Source organism: Sanguibacter sp. Z6_81, assembly GCF_057180625.1.
The window spans coordinates 313840-328065 of sequence record NZ_JBXUFV010000003.1; the positions used below are offsets into that span (position 1 = coordinate 313840).

Here is a 14226-nt window from a genome sequence, read left to right on the forward strand (position 1 = left end):
ATGACCCGACTCCACGTCCCTGTCCACCTGCGCTGGTCCGACCTCGACGCCTACGGGCACGTCAACAACGTCGAGATGCTCCGGCTGCTCGAGGAGGCGCGCATCACCGTGTTCTGGCGCCAGCCCGGCGCCGGTGCCCCGTGGCCGACGGCCGTGCTCGACTCGGGCCCCGACGCGACGTCGCACACCCTCGTCGCCCGCCAGGAGATCGAGTACCTGCGACCGGTGGCCTTCACGCGGGAGGCGCTGCGCATCGAGCTGTGGATCGGGCGGATCGGCGGAGCGAGCCTCGAGGTCTGCTACGAGGTGCACGACGACGCGTCGGGAGTGGGGGAGCGGACCGGCCCGGGGACGGGCGCTACCCCGTGCGCACGAGCGACGACGACCATCGTCGTCATCGATGCGGCCACCGGTGCGCCCCGCCGTCTGACGGCCACCGAGCGGGAGGCGTGGTCGCCGTTCGTGGAGGAGCCTGTGGCGTTCCGACGCCGCTGAGCCGGTTGCGCCTTCCGACGCCGCTGAGCCTGTTGCGCGTTCCGACGGCGCTGAGCCTGTTGCGCGTTCCGACGCCGCTGGGCCGGTGGACGTTCAGGTGCGCCTGAGCGAGTGACGTCTGCTCCCGGGCGTCAGCCGAGGAGCTCGAGGACCGCGCGCTCCGCGTCCTGCGGCGAGCACCCGGGCGGGATCGTCCGTCCGCGTTCCCAGAGGTCGAACAGGCGGGCGTCGATGTACGACGCGCGGCACACGGCCGGGGTGTTCCCCAGCTCGTCCGCGACACCGCGCACGACGCCCGCGACGACCGAGCGGCGAGCGCGGTCCGACCGCGGCGCTGGCCCGGCCTCCGCGAGACCCCGTGAGGCGAGCACGGTCGCGTGCCACGTCCGGAAGTCCTTCGGCGTGGCGTCGGCCCCGAGCATCTCCTTGACGAACGCCGAGAGGTCCGCCGAGGTGATCTCCCGCCAGGTCGCCGGACGCGCCCGTTCGCGCCACGCCAGCAGCCGGTCCCCGCCGCGCCGCGCGAGCAGGGCCCGGACCCCCGCGTGGAGGTCGGGGTCCTCGACGGTCACGTCGCGCACCTTCCCGGACTTGGCGGGGAAGCAGAAGTGCAGCGAGCCGTCGCGGCGTGCCTGGACATGCTCCTTGCGCATCGTCGCAAGACCGTAGCTCTCGTTCTGGGCGGCATAGACCTCCCCACCCAGCCGGAAGTACCCGACGTCGAGCATCCGGAAGGCGAGGGCAAGTGTTCTCTCACGGGGCATGCCCTCGAGAGCGAGCCACTCGGCGACCCGCTCCCGTGCGGCGGGCAGCCGGGCGCCGACCTCGAGCACGTGATCGTGCTTGGCGCGGTCGCGGCGGGCACGCCACTGCGGGTGGTAGAGGTACTGACCCCGTCCCGCCTCGTCGTGCCCGAACGCCTGGATGTGGCCGTGCTCCCACGGGGAGATCCACACGTCCTTCCAGGCCGGCGGGATGGCCAGTGCCGTGCACCGCTCGATGACGACGCGATCGGTGATCCGTCGACCGTCGGCGTCCACGTACGTGAAGCCGCGGCCGGCCGTGCGGCGGGAGAGGCCCGGGCGGGAGACCGAGACGCGACGAAGTCGGGGCATGAGGAGAGTCTGAGGGGTCCCGGACCAGCACGCCCGTCAGGGGACCCGGATCATGCCCTCCTGAGCGATGCTCGCCACGAGCGTCCCGGAGCGGGAGAACACGCGCGCCGAGGTGAGGCCGCGTCCACCCTGGGCAGAGGACGAGGACTGCACGTAGAGCAGCCAGTCGTCGACGTGCACCTCCCGGTGCCACCACATCGCGTGGTCGAGGCTCGCGATGCTCAGGCCGGGGGTCATCCAGCTGTGCCCACCGCGCCGCAGGACGGGCTCGAGGAGCACCTGGTCGCAGGCGTAGGCGAGCAGGGCACGGTGCACGAGCTGGCCGCCCGGGACCGGTCCCTTGGAGCGCATCCACACGCACTGCCGGTCGGTCTGCTCCTGGGCGGGCCCGAGGTAGAGGGACCCGTCGACGTGCCGGATGTCGAAGGCTGACTGCCGGGACCAGAACTCGGCGACCGGGTGGTCGATCCCGCCGAGCTCGTCCTGGACGGAGCGCACCTCCTCCGGGCCGGGGACCTCCGGCATGCTGGAGGAGTGCTCGATGCCGTCCTGCTCCTCCTGGAACGAGGCGATCATCGACAGGATCGGCTTGCCGCCCTGGTAGGCGTGGGTGCGCCGGGCGCTGAAGGAGCGCCCGTCCCGCAGGCGCTCCACCGCGAAGTCGACGGGCTGGCGGACGTCGCCTGCGCGCAGGAAGTACCCGTGGAGCGAGTGCGGCAGCCGGCCCCGGTCCACGGTGGCTCCGGCCGCGAGGAGCGACTGCGCGAGAACCTGCCCCCCGTAGACCCGTCCGTTCGGCTGGTGCATGCTCGAGCCCGAGTAGACGTCCTCGCCGGTCTCGGCACCGTGGTACTCGAGCTCGAGGACGTTCAGCAGGTGGGCCAGGGGATCCAGCTCGACGGAGTCCGGGGCTGCCGGGAGGTCGTCCGGAGCGCGCGGGCCACGGTCGTCGGGGGTGTGCGGCGGGGTCGTCGGGGCGCTCATGGGCCTCCTACTCGTCGAACGTGTTGATGAGCGAGTGCGCGGCGCGCTCGAGGTAGTCCCACAGCGTCGCCTCGTGCAGCGGCGCGAGGTGCAGGCTCGTCACCGCTGCGCGCATGTGCGCGAGCCAGCGGTCGCGGGCGTCCGGGTTGACCTTGTAGGGGGCGTGCCGCATGCGCAGGCGGGGGTGACCCCGTTCCTGCGAGTAGGTGGTCGGTCCGCCCCAGTACTGCTCGAGGAACCCGGTGAGTCGCACCTTCGCGGGCGCGAGGTCGGCCTCGGGGTACATCGGGGCGAGGACGGGGTCGCTCGCGACACCGTCGTAGAAGGCGTCGACGAGGGCGACGAAGGTCTCGTGACCACCGATCTGCTCGAAGAACGACGGCGGGGGGACGGGCTCGTGTGTCACGCGTCCACTATCCCAGAGCCAGAGCCAGAGCCAGAGCCAGAGCCAGAGCCAGAGCCAGAGCCGGAGCCGGAGCCGGAGGCGGGTGCGTGCGGAGCGGTCGTGCTGGCGCGCACGACGAGGGTCGCCGCGAGGTCGATGCGGGTCGTGGGGGGACGCTCCCCGCGGGCGAGGCGCAGGACGAGGCGGGTCGCGTGGTCCGCCATCTCGATGAGAGGCTGGCGCACGGTCGTCAGGGGCGGGTTGATCCAGGCCGCCACCGGCAGGTCGTCGTACCCCACCACGGAGACGTCCTGCGGCACGCGTAGTCCCAGCTCTGTCGCCGCGTGGTAGAGCCCGAGCGCCTGCAGATCGCTGCCCGCGAAGACGGCGGTGGGTCGGTCGGGCAGGGAGAGCAGCTCGAGCCCCTGCTCGTGGCCGCTGTCCACGCCGAAGTCGCCCTGCCGGACAAGGGTCTCGTCGAACCCGATGCCGGCCTCCTCCATCGCGGACCGGTAACCGTCGATCCTCGCCCGTGAGCACCACACGCTCGCCGGTCCGCCGATGACGCCGATGCGCCGGTGCCCGAGGTCGAGGAGGTGCCGGGTCGCGGCGAGCCCTCCGTTCCAGTTGGCGGAGCCGACGGACGGGACGTCGATCGTCGGTTCACCGGAGGGGTCGACGATGACGCTGGGGATGTTCCTGGTCTCGAGCTGGCGCCGCTGGGACGGGTCGAGGTCCGCGAAGACCATGACGACACCGTCGGGCTTGCGGGCCAGCACGCCGTCGAGCCATTCCTGGCGCGGTGTGCGGGCACCGCCGCACTCGGCGAGCACGACGGCGAGGCGTTCCTCCCGGGCGACCCGTTCGACCCCCCGGATGATCTCGACGGCCCAGGGGCTGCCGAGCTCGTGGAACACGAGGTCGATCGTGCGCATCCCTCCCGCGGTCGCTGGTGAGCTCACGGCGCGGCGGCGTCGGTACTGGTGCTTGTCGATGAGTGCCTCGACCCGGGCACGCGTGGCCGGGGAGACGTCGGCCCTGCCGTTGAGGACCTTCGACACGGTCGGGACCGAGACCCCGGCTGCCTCGGCGATCTTCGAGATCGTCATCGGCGTGGACTCCACGGTCGCTCCACTCGGTTCTCGTCGAAGCGGAACCGGATCCGGGTCCGCGGGCCCGGTCGACGGCGCAACTGTGTGCGTCGGCGTGCGTCGGTGCCCGTCATCCGGTCGGTGTGATCCTACGCGGGGTGGTACGCATCGCCGCGCCACCTGTCCACCGTGCGATCGTGGTGCCATGACGACGAACGAGCCGGAGCAGCACCGTGCACACGCCGACGGGGCCGACCCGCAGGAGCCGACCCCCACGGACGTCCTTTCGACCCCGTTGGCCCCGCAGGCGGGGCTCCGACGCACCGCGCACTGGGTCGTGGCGCTCGAAGGGTGCTTCCTCGTCGCCGCGCTGCCCATGATCGTCGCCCTCGCGCTGCTCGCCGACGACCGACCGAACGGCATCCTGCTGGCGATCGGAGCGTTCTCGCTCGGACCGGCCCTCTCCGCTGCTCTGCACTGTGTCCGCAGGAGCCTGCGCGACGGTGCGTCCCGTCCGGTCGAGGAGTTCCTGCGGGGGTACCGGCTCAACGCGACGAGCACGGCAGTGCACTGGATCCCTGCCGTGATCGTGCTGGCGCTCCTGCTCGGAGATGTCCGCGACGTGCGCCTGGGGGGCCCGGTGGGGGACGTCGCGCTCCGCATCGCCCTGCCGTTCCTCGCGCTCGTCATGCTCCTGTGGCTCGTGAACATGCTCGCGATCAGCACGGCGTTCACGTTCCGCCAGCGTGACCTCGTCAGGCTCGCCCTCTACTTCGTCGGGGCGTCTCCGCGCACGACGATGGTCAACCTGCTCATCGTCTTCACCGCGGCGTTCCTGCTGGCGGTCACGTCCGGATGGGTCGTGCTGCTCCTCGCCCCGCTGGCCGTCACGGCGGTCGCGTGGAACACCCGGGGGATGCTGCGGGAGATCGAGCTGCGCTTCACCGACCGGGCCGGGCCCGGAGCTCCCAGCGCGGTCGTTTGAGGCACGCTCCCGGCTGCCGACCGGTCAGAGGCCGAGCCCCGCGAGCATCGGCAGCCGCGCGCGCACCTGCGCCCGCGCTCCCGCGGCCGTCTCGGCGGCGAGCGCGACCTGCGCCACCTCCCGGCAGCTGTCCCGGTCCACGGCGGACAGGACAGCCCCGACGTCGGCCAGCGCCCGGGGCGTCATGGACAGCGATGTCGCTCCCAGGCCCACGAGGACGACGGCGAGCACCGGGTTCGACGCCGCCTCACCGCACACCCCGACCGGCCGACCCTGTGCGGCGCCACCCCGGCACGCCGCGTCGATGAGCTGGAGCACGGCGGGCTGCCACGGGTCGGAGAGCTCGGCCAGCGACCCGAGCAGCCGGTCAGCGGCCATGGCGTACTGGGTGAGGTCGTTCGTTCCGACCGACGCGAAGCTCGCCCGGGCGAGGATCGGCCCGGCGAGGAGCGCGGCGCTCGGGACCTCGATCATCACGCCCGCCGTATCGAGACCGTGGGAGGCGCACGCCGCCACGAAGTCCTCCGTCTCCGGGACGGTCGAGACCATCGGTGCCATGACCCAGACGTCTGCCTCCGTCGTGCGCGCGGCCAGCGCGATGGCGCGCAGCTGATCGTCGAGGAGCCCGGGGAACCGTGCGGCGGTGCGCAGCCCGCGCACGCCCAGGGCCGGATTCTGCTCGTGCTCGGCACGGAGGAACGGCAAGGGCTTGTCGGCACCGGAGTCGAGGGTGCGGATGACCACCTTGCGGCGCGGGAAGGCGGAGAACACGGTCCGGTAGGCCTCGACCTGCTCCTCCACGGTCGGCGGTTCCTCGCGGTCGAGGAAGCAGAACTCCGACCGGAAGAGCCCGACGCCCTCCGCACCGGCCAGTGCGGCCCCGCGCGCCTCGCCCGGATCACCCACGTTCGCGAGCAGGAGCACCCGGTGCCCGTCGCGCGTGCGCCCCGGGCCCCGGAAGGTCCGGTGCCGTGCGGTGAGCGCCGACGCCGCTCTCAGCCGCTCGGGGTCGGGGTCGACGACGACCACGCCCGTGGCGCCGTCGACGAGCACCAGGGCGCCCTCCTCGAGGCTCGCGCTGGCACCCCGCGCCCCGACGACAGCAGGGATGCCCTTCGCGTTGGCCACGATCGCGGTGTGCGACGTCGGGCCGGCGCCGTCGGTGACGATGGCGAGGATCTGCCGCGGATCGAGCGATGCGGTCAGGGACGGAGCGAGGTCGACCGCGACGAGCACGTACGGCGAGTCGCACACAGGCAGCCCGGGCCGCGGGCGGCCGGTGAGCTCGGCGATGAGTCGGTCCCTGATGTCCAGCACGTCGTCGACGCGTTCGGCGAGGTACCCGCCCAGGGCACGGAACTGCGCGGTCACCTCCGCGGCCGCCTCCCAGACCGCTCGCTCCGGGACGAGGTGGTCCTCCACGACCCGGCGCTGGGCGTCGGCGACGAGCGTCGGGTCCCCGGCGATGGCGGCGGTGGCTCGCAGGACGTCGCTCGTGTCGCCGACGGCGCGCGCTGCAGCTGCTTCGAGCTCCGCAGTGACGCGCTTGCTCGCCGCGGCGATCTCCTGGGCGCGCGCCTCGTGGTCCTCGCGCGGCGGGAGCCGCAGCCCGGGCGGGGGCTCGGCGATCGGCGCGGGCAGGTGGACGACCCGTCCGGCCACGACACCTGGACAGACTCCGATCCCGGCAACCGTCCGGGGAGCTGGGGTGTTCATCGACGAACCTCCTCATCAGCGCGCTCTGAGGGGAGTCTCGCAGTTTTTCCGAGCGAGGGCGACTACCCTAGGCAAGAGCCACAGATCCACAGAGCAACCACAGGAGTTCGGGCATGAGCAAGGCACAGCAGATTCTGGAAGCACTCGGAGGGCAGGCCAACGTCGTCGACTGCGAGCCCTGCATCACGCGGCTGCGCATCGAGGTCACGGACCCGGAGCTCGTCGACGAGCCCGGTCTCAAGGCGACCGGAGCGTTCGGGGTCGTCCGCTCGGGGCGCGTCGTCCAGGTCATCGTCGGTCCCGAGGCGGACAGCCTCGCAGCCGAGCTCGACGGCCTGCGCTGACGCACGCCGTTCCGATGGCCCTCGTCGTCATCGCGCCGCTGGCCGGTCGCGTCGTCGCACTGTCGGAGGTGCCTGACCCCGTCTTCGCCGAGGAGATGGTCGGGCCCGGCGTCGCGGTCGAGCCGCGGCACGAGGCCAGGGCCGCCTCCGGCCTCACGGTGGTCGCCCCCGTCTCCGGTGTCGTCGGGTCGCTGTTCCCGCACGCCTTCGCGATCGAGACGCCCGACGGCCCGGCGGTGCTCGTGCACCTGGGCATCGACACGGTCACCCTGGACGGCGAGGGTTTCGAGCTGCACGTGAGCGCGGGGGACGTCGTGGCCGCCGGTCAGGTCCTCATCACGTGGCGCCCGTCGGAGGTGGCGGCGCGCGGCCTCTCGACCGTCTGTCCGGTCGTCGCCCTCCAGGCAGGTCCCGGCGAGCTGACGCTCCTCGCACGGACGGGCGAGGAGGTCAGCGCGGGAGATCCTCTGCTGAGCTGGTTGACGCGGGCGGCGCAGGACTGACCGGTCCCACCGGAGCTGCCGGGGACGCGGCCGGGGCGGGTGCTCGTTGCGGAGCGGTTCGCTCGCTGCTCGCCGGTGCTGCGGGAGCGGCCGGGGTCGTGCGCTGCTGGTCGCTGACGATCACGGTCGGCTGCTGGGTCGTCGCCAGCGGGATGCCAGCCGCGTCGAGCTCCGTCCACACCGCCTCGCGCATCGCGCGAGCCACCTCCCACTGCATCGCAGGGTCGGTCCTCGCCTGCAGCTTCATGAGCACGGACGTGGCCGTGAGCGTCTCGATCCCGATGACCTCCGGGTCCTCCTGGAAGTACCGACCGAGCACCGCGTCGTCCTGGACGGTCCGGCCGGCTCGGGTGAGCCGACGCCGCGCCTCGTCGAAGTCCGCGTCGGGTCGCAGCTGCACCTCGACGATCGCGCGCGCCCACCCCTGGGTCTTGTTGCCGACGCTGACGATCTCCCCGTTCCGCACGTACCAGAGCGTGCCGTTGCCGTCGCGGACCTTCGTGACGCGCAGGGCCACAGCCTCGACGGTCCCGGACACCTCGCCGAACGTCACGGTGTCCCCGACCCCGTACTGGTCCTCGAGCAGCATGAACGTGCCCGAGAGGAAGTCCTTGACGAGGCTCTGCGCGCCGAAGCCGAGCGCGACGCCTGCCACGCCCGCGGACGCCAGCAACGGCATGATGTTCACGCCCACCTCGTCGAGCATCATGAGCACGACGATGGCGCCCACGACGATCGTCGTGGTCGAGCGCAGGACGGACCCGATCGTCCGGGCGCGCTGTGCCCGACGAGCGGAGGCGAGCGGGTTGGCGCGCAGCAGCGCGGCGCCGACGTCCGTGCCGCCGAGGTCTCGCAGGCCCCGCCGGTTCATGAGGCTGCCGTCCGCGATGTGCTCCACGGCGGTCCTGATGACCCGCCGCAGGGAGACCAGGACGATCGCCCCGACGAGCGCGATGAGCACGAGGTGCAGCGGGGTGCCCAGCAGCCAGTCGATCCACGAGTCGAGGCTCTTGGGGTCGAACGACGAGGAGGTGATGTCCGTGTGCAGCATGCTCGAAGGCTATACATCGTCGACGACATCGCCCGCAGGCCAGCGTCTCGCGACGACCGTCGAGCGCGGGTGACGCGTCGCCTCCCGGCTGCCCCGGTCCGTTGTCTCTGGCAGGATTCACCCGTGGCCCACGACAACGCGAACCCCCCTTCCGACGCCCTCGTCCAGCTCGCTCACGCATACGGCATCACGACGGAGCACCACGGTTTCCACGGCGAGACACAGAAGGTCTCCGCGAGCACGCTCGTCGGTGTCCTGCGCGCGATGGGCGTGGACGCATCGAACCCGGAGCGCGTGGACGTGGCGCTGGCGAACGCCGAGGACGCGCCCTGGCGACGGATGCTCCCGCCGACCATCGTCGTGCGTCAGGGGCACGCCGCCCGGGTCCCGGTGCACGTCACGGACGGAGCGCCGGTCGAGGTGCTCGTCGAGCTCGAGTCGCATGGTGGCACCGTCGCCCTCGAGCAGCTCGACGTCTACACGCCTCCGCGCACCGTCGACGGCCGGGCGATCGGTCGGGCGACGTTCGAGCTGCCCGCCGACCTCCCGCTGGGCTGGCACGAGGTGTTCGCACGGACACCCGACGGACAGGCGCGCGCCACGCTCGCCGTCACCCCGGACCGCCTCGAGGGGCCCGAGCCCACGGCGGAGCGTGCTCCGTGGGGACTCATGACACAGCTCTACTCGGTCCGGTCCCACCAGTCATGGGGGGTGGGGGACTTCGCAGACCTGGCCGACCTCGGCTGGATGGCCGGTCGGTCGCTCGGCGCGGACTTCCTGCTCATCAACCCGGTCGCCGCGGCGGAGCCCACGCCGCCGATGACGCCGTCGCCGTACCTCCCGGTGAGCCGACGTTTCATCAACCCCATCTATCTCCGGGTCGAGGACATCCGCGAGACGGCCTACCTCTCGGCTGCCGACCGGTCGCTCGTGGAGTGGTCGGCGGACGCCGTCCGTGGCATGAGCGAGGACGCAGGGCCCATCGACCGGGATGCGGCGTGGGACGCGAAGAAGGCCGCCCTCAAGGTCGTCTACCAGGCGCCCCGGTCCGCGGCACGCGAGACGTCCTTCCGCGAGTTCCGCCAGTCCCAGGGGCGTGGGCTCGAGGACTTCGCAGCGTGGTGCGCTCTCACGGACCATCTCGCGGGCACCGAGTGGCCCGAGGAGCTGCAGGACGTGTCGAGCGCCGCCGTCGCCGCGATGCGGGAGCAGCTCGCCGCGGAGATCGACTTCTACTGCTGGCTTCAGTGGGTCGCGGACCTCCAGCTCGAGCAGGCGCAGCGCGCCGCGCTCGAGGGCGGCATGTCCATCGGGATCATGCACGACCTGGCCGTCGGCGTGCACCCGGCCGGCTCGGACGCCTGGGCGCTGGGTCCGGTCCTTGCCCAGGGGATCGGCGTCGGGGCTCCGCCGGACATGTACAACCAGCAGGGGCAGAACTGGTCGCAGCCGCCGTGGCAGCCTCTCGAGCTGGAGCGCACCGGGTACGCCGCGTTCCGGGAGCTCCTGCGCACGATCTTCCGCCACGCGGGTGCCCTGCGCATCGACCACGTCATCGGTCTCTTCCGCCTCTGGTGGATCCCGGAGGGGAACTCCGCCGACCAGGGCGCCTACGTGCGTTACGACCACGACGCCCTCATCGGCATCCTGTGTCTCGAGGCGCACCGGGCCGGCGCGCTCGTCATCGGCGAGGACCTGGGCCTGTTCGAGCCATGGGTCCGTGACTATCTCACCGAGCGCGGCATCCTCGGCACCTCGGTGCTGTGGTTCGAGAAGGACGGGAACGGGCGTCCCATCCCGCCGGAGGACTTCCGGGCGCTGACGCTCGCCACGGTGACGACCCACGACCTGCCGCCGAGCGCTGGCTACCTCGCGGGGGAGCACGTCGAGATCCGCGAGCGACTCGGCCTGCTCACGGAGCCGGTGCAGAAGGTGCGGCAGGAGGCACGGCAGGAACGTGACCAGATGGTCCTCGCGCTCGCGACGCGTGGTCTCATCGGCGACGACCCGTCCGAACGAGAGCTCGTCGAGGGCCTGCACCGCTACATCAAGGAGTCGCCGTCCGTGCTGCTCGGCGTCTCGCTGGCCGACTGCGTCGGGGAGCGACGTGCGCAGAACCAACCGGGCACGGACCAGGAGTACCCCAACTGGAAGGTGCCCCTCGGGGACTCGGCGGGGAACGTCGTCATGCTCGAGAACCTGCTCGAGAACGCGCGTCTGCGGTCCCTCGCGCGCGTGATGAACGCCCGACCGGGCGCCGAGACGGACTGACGGGGTCAGCGTGCACAGCGACGTCGTCGAGCTGCAGCGACAGGTCGACGACGTCGTGCGCCTGGGGTACCCGGATCTCCTCGGTGTGTCGGAGCGTGACCTGCGATCCGGCCTCGAGCCGCTCGAGGCCCTGCTGCCGGGGCAGACGACGGGTGCCGGGACCGACCGGGACGACCACGTGCCGCTGGTCCTCGTCCTCACGCAGGTACCGCTTGCCGAGGCCGCGGCGCGGATGACGCTCGGGGACCGGCCTGCACGGCTCATGATCGGACCTGACGAGATCGACGGGTACGTCCCGACGCCCGACGTCGTGCTCCCGGAGCTCGACGCGGCGCCGACGTCCGCCTACCTGCTCCTCGACATCGACACGGGCAGCGACCTGTGCGGGGTGACTCCGGAGGATGCCCTCGGGGTGATCCGGCGCCGGGGACGCACCCCGCTGACCATCGCGGAGGGGATCGCGCTCGTCACGCATCGCCCCGACATGCTCCGTCGCAACCGGTGCTTCTCGTTGCTCGGCTCCCGGCGCGGGGACCAGCGCGTGCCCGCTGTGTGGATCAGCGAGCGGGCTCCGAAGCTCGGCTGGTGCTGGGATCGCAACCCGCACTCCTGGCTCGGGTCGGCGTCCGCGGGTGCCCGTCGCGCGGGGGGACCCAGCAGCACGCCGTAGGACGCGCGCCCGCGAGGGGCGCGCGTCCTACGGCGTCACGGCCGTGGGGTCAGCGCGCGTCCGCCGCCTGCGCGACGAGCGCGCGCTCGACGCCCGCGAGGTTCTCGACGACGAGGCGCCGCAGCGCCGGCGCCGCGGACGGCCGCTCGTCGAGCCATCGCTGGGTGCGCTCGCGGAGGGACTCGTTCGCGAGCGCCGCCGGGTACAGGCCTTCGACGAGAGTCTCCGCGATGTGGTAGCTGCGCTCCTCCCAGAGCCGCTCGATCGCGTCGAAGTACCGCTCCATGACGGGCTCGAGCACGGCTGCGTCGTTGACGTGCCCCAGCCCGACGGTGGTTGCGCGGACGATCGCGTTCGGTACCTCGTCCGAGTCGACGAGGGACGCGAACGCCGCGAGCTTCGCGTCCACCGTCGGGATCGTCGCGCGCGCCCGTGCTGCTGCCTGCTGGCCCGACGCCGTGCTGTCGTCCGCGAGCGTCGCCTCGATCTCGCTCGTGCCGGCACGCCCGCCGAGGACGAGCCCTTCGAGCAGCTCCCAGCGCAGGTCGGTGTCGATCTCGAGGCCGTCGAGACGCGATCCGCCGTCGAGGAGTGCCGCGAGGGTGTCCAGCTGCTCGTCCGTGCTCGTGAGCCCGGCGGCGTACCGGACGAACTGGAACTGCGCGTCGGAGCCGGCCTCGGCCGCCCGGGCCAGGGCCCACAGGGCGTCACCGACCTCCCGGACGGTCGACTCCCGCCGGGCGGGTGCGACGTAGCTGCGTGCGGCGAGGGTCAGCTGTGTGAGCGTGGTGCGGATCGTCGTCGACTCGGTCTCCGTCGCGATGTTGCCGAGAACGAGGCGCACGTAGTCGCTGGCAGGCGTCTCGCCGTCGCGCGTCGCGTCCCAGACGGCACCCCAGACGAGCGACCGCGCGAGCGGGTCGGTGATCTTGGCGAGGTGCTCGGTGGCGACGGCCTGCGACTGCTCGTCGAGACGGATCTTCGCGTAGGCGAGGTCGTCGTCGTTGAGGAGCAGGAGCGCCGGACGCTGGCGCCCGACGAGGTCGGGCACCTCGGTGCGCTCCCCGTCGATGTCGAGCTCGAGGCGGTGCGTGCGCACGAGGGCGCCGTCCTCGAGGTCGTAGCACCCGATCGCGAGGCGGTGCGGACGGATCGTCGGGTAGTCCGCAGGGGCGGACTGGAGGATCGCGAGCGACGTGATGACGCCGTCAGCGTCCACCTCGAGCTCGGGGTGCAGCGTGTTGACCCCCGCGGTCTCGAGCCACAGCTGCGACCAGCGACCGAGATCCCGTCCGCTCGTGGACTCGAGCTCGGCGAGCAGGTCCGAGAGCTCGGTGTTGCCGAACGCGTGCTTGCGGAAGTACTGGGCGACGCCTGCCATGAACGCGTCGATCCCCACCCAGGCGACGAGCTGCTTGAGGACGGAACCGCCCTTGGCGTACGTGATCCCGTCGAAGTTCACGAGGACGTCCTCGAGGTCGTTGATCGTCGCGACGATCGGGTGCGTGGACGGGAGCTGGTCCTGGCGGTACGCCCAGCTCTTCTCCATCGCGGCGAACGTCGTCCAGGCCCCGGTCCACTCCGTGGCCTCGGCGGTCGCGAGGGTCGAGGCCCACTCGGCGAACGACTCGTTGAGCCACAGGTCGTTCCACCACTTCATCGTCACGAGGTCGCCGAACCACATGTGGGCGAGCTCGTGGAGGATCGTCACGACGCGACGCTCCTTGATGGCGTCCGTGACCTTGGACCGGAACACGTACGTCTCGGTGAACGTCACGCAGCCGGCGTTCTCCATCGCCCCAGCGTTGAACTCGGGGACGAACAGCTGGTCGTACTTGGCGAACGGGTAGGCGTAGTCGAACTTCTCCTCGTAGAACTCGAAGCCCTTGCGCGTGGTCTCGAAGATGTAGTCCGCGTCCATGTGCTCGGCGAGGGAGGCGCGGCAGAAGACGCCGAGCGGGATGACGCGGCCGTCGCGGCTCGTGAGCTCGGAGCGCTGGACGACGTAGGGCCCTGCGACGAGAGCGGTGATGTACGAGGAGATGACCGGCGTGGGCTCGAACGACCACGTCGCCACCCCGTCTGCGACCGGGACGGGCTCGGGCGTGGGGGAGTTGCTCACGACCTGCCAGGCCGCGGGGGCGGTCACGGTGAACTGGAACGTCGCCTTGAGGTCGGGCTGCTCGAACACGGCGAACACCCGGCGTGAGTCCGGGACCTCGAACTGGGAGTAGAGGTAGACCTCCCCGTCGACGGGGTCGACGAACCGGTGCAGACCCTCGCCGGAGTTGGTGTACGCGGCGTCGGCGACGACGCGCAGCTCGTTCTCCGACTCGAGGTCGCTGAGCGCGATGCGTGAGTCCGCGAACACGGTCGCGGGGTCGAGCGTCCGGCCGTTGAGGACGACCTCGCGCACGGTCGGCGCGATGAGGTCGATGAAGGTGCTGGCTCCCGGAGTGGCGGCGAAGCGTACGACGGTCGTGGATCCGAAGGTCCGCGGCCCTGCTGTGAGGTCGAGGTCGATCTCGTAGGCGCGGACGGTGACGAGCTCGCCGCGCTCGACGGCCTCCGCTCGGGTGAGGTTCTCTCCGGGCACGACTGGCTCCCTGGGGCTCA

Annotated in this window: 13 protein-coding genes; 6 read left to right on the forward strand and 7 right to left on the reverse strand. The window is 71.9% G+C overall.

The features are described 5' to 3' along the window. Positions 1 to 495 carry an acyl-CoA thioesterase gene (locus AC2AXK_RS09850; RefSeq protein ID WP_484345188.1) on the forward strand — a complete coding sequence of 165 codons (495 nt, stop codon included), beginning with the start codon at positions 1 to 3 and terminating at the stop codon, positions 493 to 495. Positions 496 to 626: 131 nt separating this feature from the next. Here the strand turns inward: AC2AXK_RS09850 and AC2AXK_RS09855 are convergent, their stop codons facing one another. Genes AC2AXK_RS09855 through AC2AXK_RS09870 form a run of 4 tightly spaced genes read right to left on the reverse strand, consistent with a single transcriptional unit; the run spans position 627 to position 4088 of the window. Then, positions 627 to 1610, reverse strand: coding sequence for a DNA topoisomerase IB (locus AC2AXK_RS09855; protein ID WP_484345189.1), 984 nt, complete (start codon positions 1608 to 1610; stop codon positions 627 to 629). A gap of 36 nt (positions 1611 to 1646) precedes the next feature. Further along, positions 1647 to 2594: an acyl-CoA thioesterase gene (locus AC2AXK_RS09860; RefSeq protein WP_484345190.1), complete on the reverse strand. Its 948-nt coding sequence runs from the start codon at positions 2592 to 2594 to the stop codon at positions 1647 to 1649. 7 nt (positions 2595 to 2601) lie between these two features. Beyond that, positions 2602 to 3000, reverse strand: a complete 399-nt coding sequence (locus AC2AXK_RS09865) for a globin (RefSeq protein ID WP_484345191.1) — start codon at positions 2998 to 3000, stop codon at positions 2602 to 2604. Then, a complete protein-coding gene (locus AC2AXK_RS09870) occupies positions 2997 to 4088 on the reverse strand; it encodes a LacI family DNA-binding transcriptional regulator (RefSeq protein ID WP_484345192.1) in 1092 nt (363 codons plus the stop codon). Before AC2AXK_RS09870 ends, AC2AXK_RS09865 begins: the two co-directional genes overlap by 4 nt. Positions 4089 to 4275: 187 nt before the next feature. On the opposite strand from AC2AXK_RS09870, the gene AC2AXK_RS09875 reads away from it, so the two are divergent. Next, the gene (locus tag AC2AXK_RS09875; RefSeq protein WP_484345193.1) at positions 4276 to 5055 is read left to right on the forward strand and encodes a hypothetical protein; all 780 of its coding nucleotides are present in this window, start codon (positions 4276 to 4278) and stop codon (positions 5053 to 5055) included. Between the two features lie 24 nt (positions 5056 to 5079). On the opposite strand, the gene ptsP is transcribed toward AC2AXK_RS09875, so the two are convergent. After that, positions 5080 to 6771, reverse strand: coding sequence for a phosphoenolpyruvate--protein phosphotransferase (gene ptsP, locus AC2AXK_RS09880; RefSeq protein ID WP_484345194.1), 1692 nt, complete (start codon positions 6769 to 6771; stop codon positions 5080 to 5082). Between the two features lie 113 nt (positions 6772 to 6884). Between ptsP and AC2AXK_RS09885 the strand changes: the two genes are divergently transcribed. Together AC2AXK_RS09885 and AC2AXK_RS09890 are read left to right on the forward strand one after the other, a co-directional pair. After that, complete coding sequence (locus AC2AXK_RS09885; protein WP_484345195.1) at positions 6885 to 7115, forward strand: PTS sugar transporter subunit IIB; 231 nt, start codon at positions 6885 to 6887, stop codon at positions 7113 to 7115. A gap of 14 nt (positions 7116 to 7129) precedes the next feature. Continuing rightward, positions 7130 to 7618, forward strand: coding sequence for a PTS sugar transporter subunit IIA (locus tag AC2AXK_RS09890; protein ID WP_484345196.1), 489 nt, complete (start codon positions 7130 to 7132; stop codon positions 7616 to 7618). Here AC2AXK_RS09890 and AC2AXK_RS09895 read toward each other — a convergent pair. Next, positions 7566 to 8669 carry a mechanosensitive ion channel family protein gene (locus AC2AXK_RS09895; RefSeq protein WP_484345197.1) on the reverse strand — a complete coding sequence of 368 codons (1104 nt, stop codon included), beginning with the start codon at positions 8667 to 8669 and terminating at the stop codon, positions 7566 to 7568. The two genes, AC2AXK_RS09890 and AC2AXK_RS09895, sit on opposite strands and share 53 nt — an antisense overlap. A 123-nt stretch (positions 8670 to 8792) precedes the next feature. Here AC2AXK_RS09895 and malQ point away from each other — a divergent pair, with 123 nt between their 5' ends. Further along, positions 8793 to 10940 carry a 4-alpha-glucanotransferase gene (gene malQ / locus AC2AXK_RS09900; protein ID WP_484345198.1) on the forward strand — a complete coding sequence of 716 codons (2148 nt, stop codon included), beginning with the start codon at positions 8793 to 8795 and terminating at the stop codon, positions 10938 to 10940. 10 nt (positions 10941 to 10950) lie between these two features. Next, positions 10951 to 11610, forward strand: a complete 660-nt coding sequence (locus AC2AXK_RS09905; protein ID WP_484345199.1) for a DUF5701 family protein — start codon at positions 10951 to 10953, stop codon at positions 11608 to 11610. A gap of 49 nt (positions 11611 to 11659) precedes the next feature. Here the strand turns inward: AC2AXK_RS09905 and pepN are convergent, their stop codons facing one another. Then, the gene (gene pepN, locus AC2AXK_RS09910) at positions 11660 to 14206 is read right to left on the reverse strand and encodes an aminopeptidase N (protein ID WP_484345200.1); all 2547 of its coding nucleotides are present in this window, start codon (positions 14204 to 14206) and stop codon (positions 11660 to 11662) included. Positions 14207 to 14226 lie beyond the last annotated feature (20 nt).

Excerpts from the sequence above, each read along its gene's own strand:
- AC2AXK_RS09850 (WP_484345188.1), top strand. The coding sequence starts at position 1 with ATGACCCGACTCCACGTCCCTGTCCACCTGCGCTGGTCCGACCTCGAC.
- AC2AXK_RS09855 (WP_484345189.1), bottom strand. The coding sequence starts at position 1,610 with ATGCCCCGACTTCGTCGCGTCTCGGTCTCCCGCCCGGGCCTCTCCCGC.
- AC2AXK_RS09860 (WP_484345190.1), bottom strand. The coding sequence starts at position 2,594 with ATGAGCGCCCCGACGACCCCGCCGCACACCCCCGACGACCGTGGCCCG.
- AC2AXK_RS09870 (WP_484345192.1), bottom strand. The coding sequence starts at position 4,088 with ATGACGATCTCGAAGATCGCCGAGGCAGCCGGGGTCTCGGTCCCGACC.
- AC2AXK_RS09875 (WP_484345193.1), top strand. The coding sequence starts at position 4,276 with ATGACGACGAACGAGCCGGAGCAGCACCGTGCACACGCCGACGGGGCC.
- ptsP (WP_484345194.1), bottom strand. The coding sequence starts at position 6,771 with ATGAACACCCCAGCTCCCCGGACGGTTGCCGGGATCGGAGTCTGTCCA.
- AC2AXK_RS09885 (WP_484345195.1), top strand. The coding sequence starts at position 6,885 with ATGAGCAAGGCACAGCAGATTCTGGAAGCACTCGGAGGGCAGGCCAAC.
- AC2AXK_RS09890 (WP_484345196.1), top strand. The coding sequence starts at position 7,130 with ATGGCCCTCGTCGTCATCGCGCCGCTGGCCGGTCGCGTCGTCGCACTG.
- AC2AXK_RS09895 (WP_484345197.1), bottom strand. The coding sequence starts at position 8,669 with ATGCTGCACACGGACATCACCTCCTCGTCGTTCGACCCCAAGAGCCTC.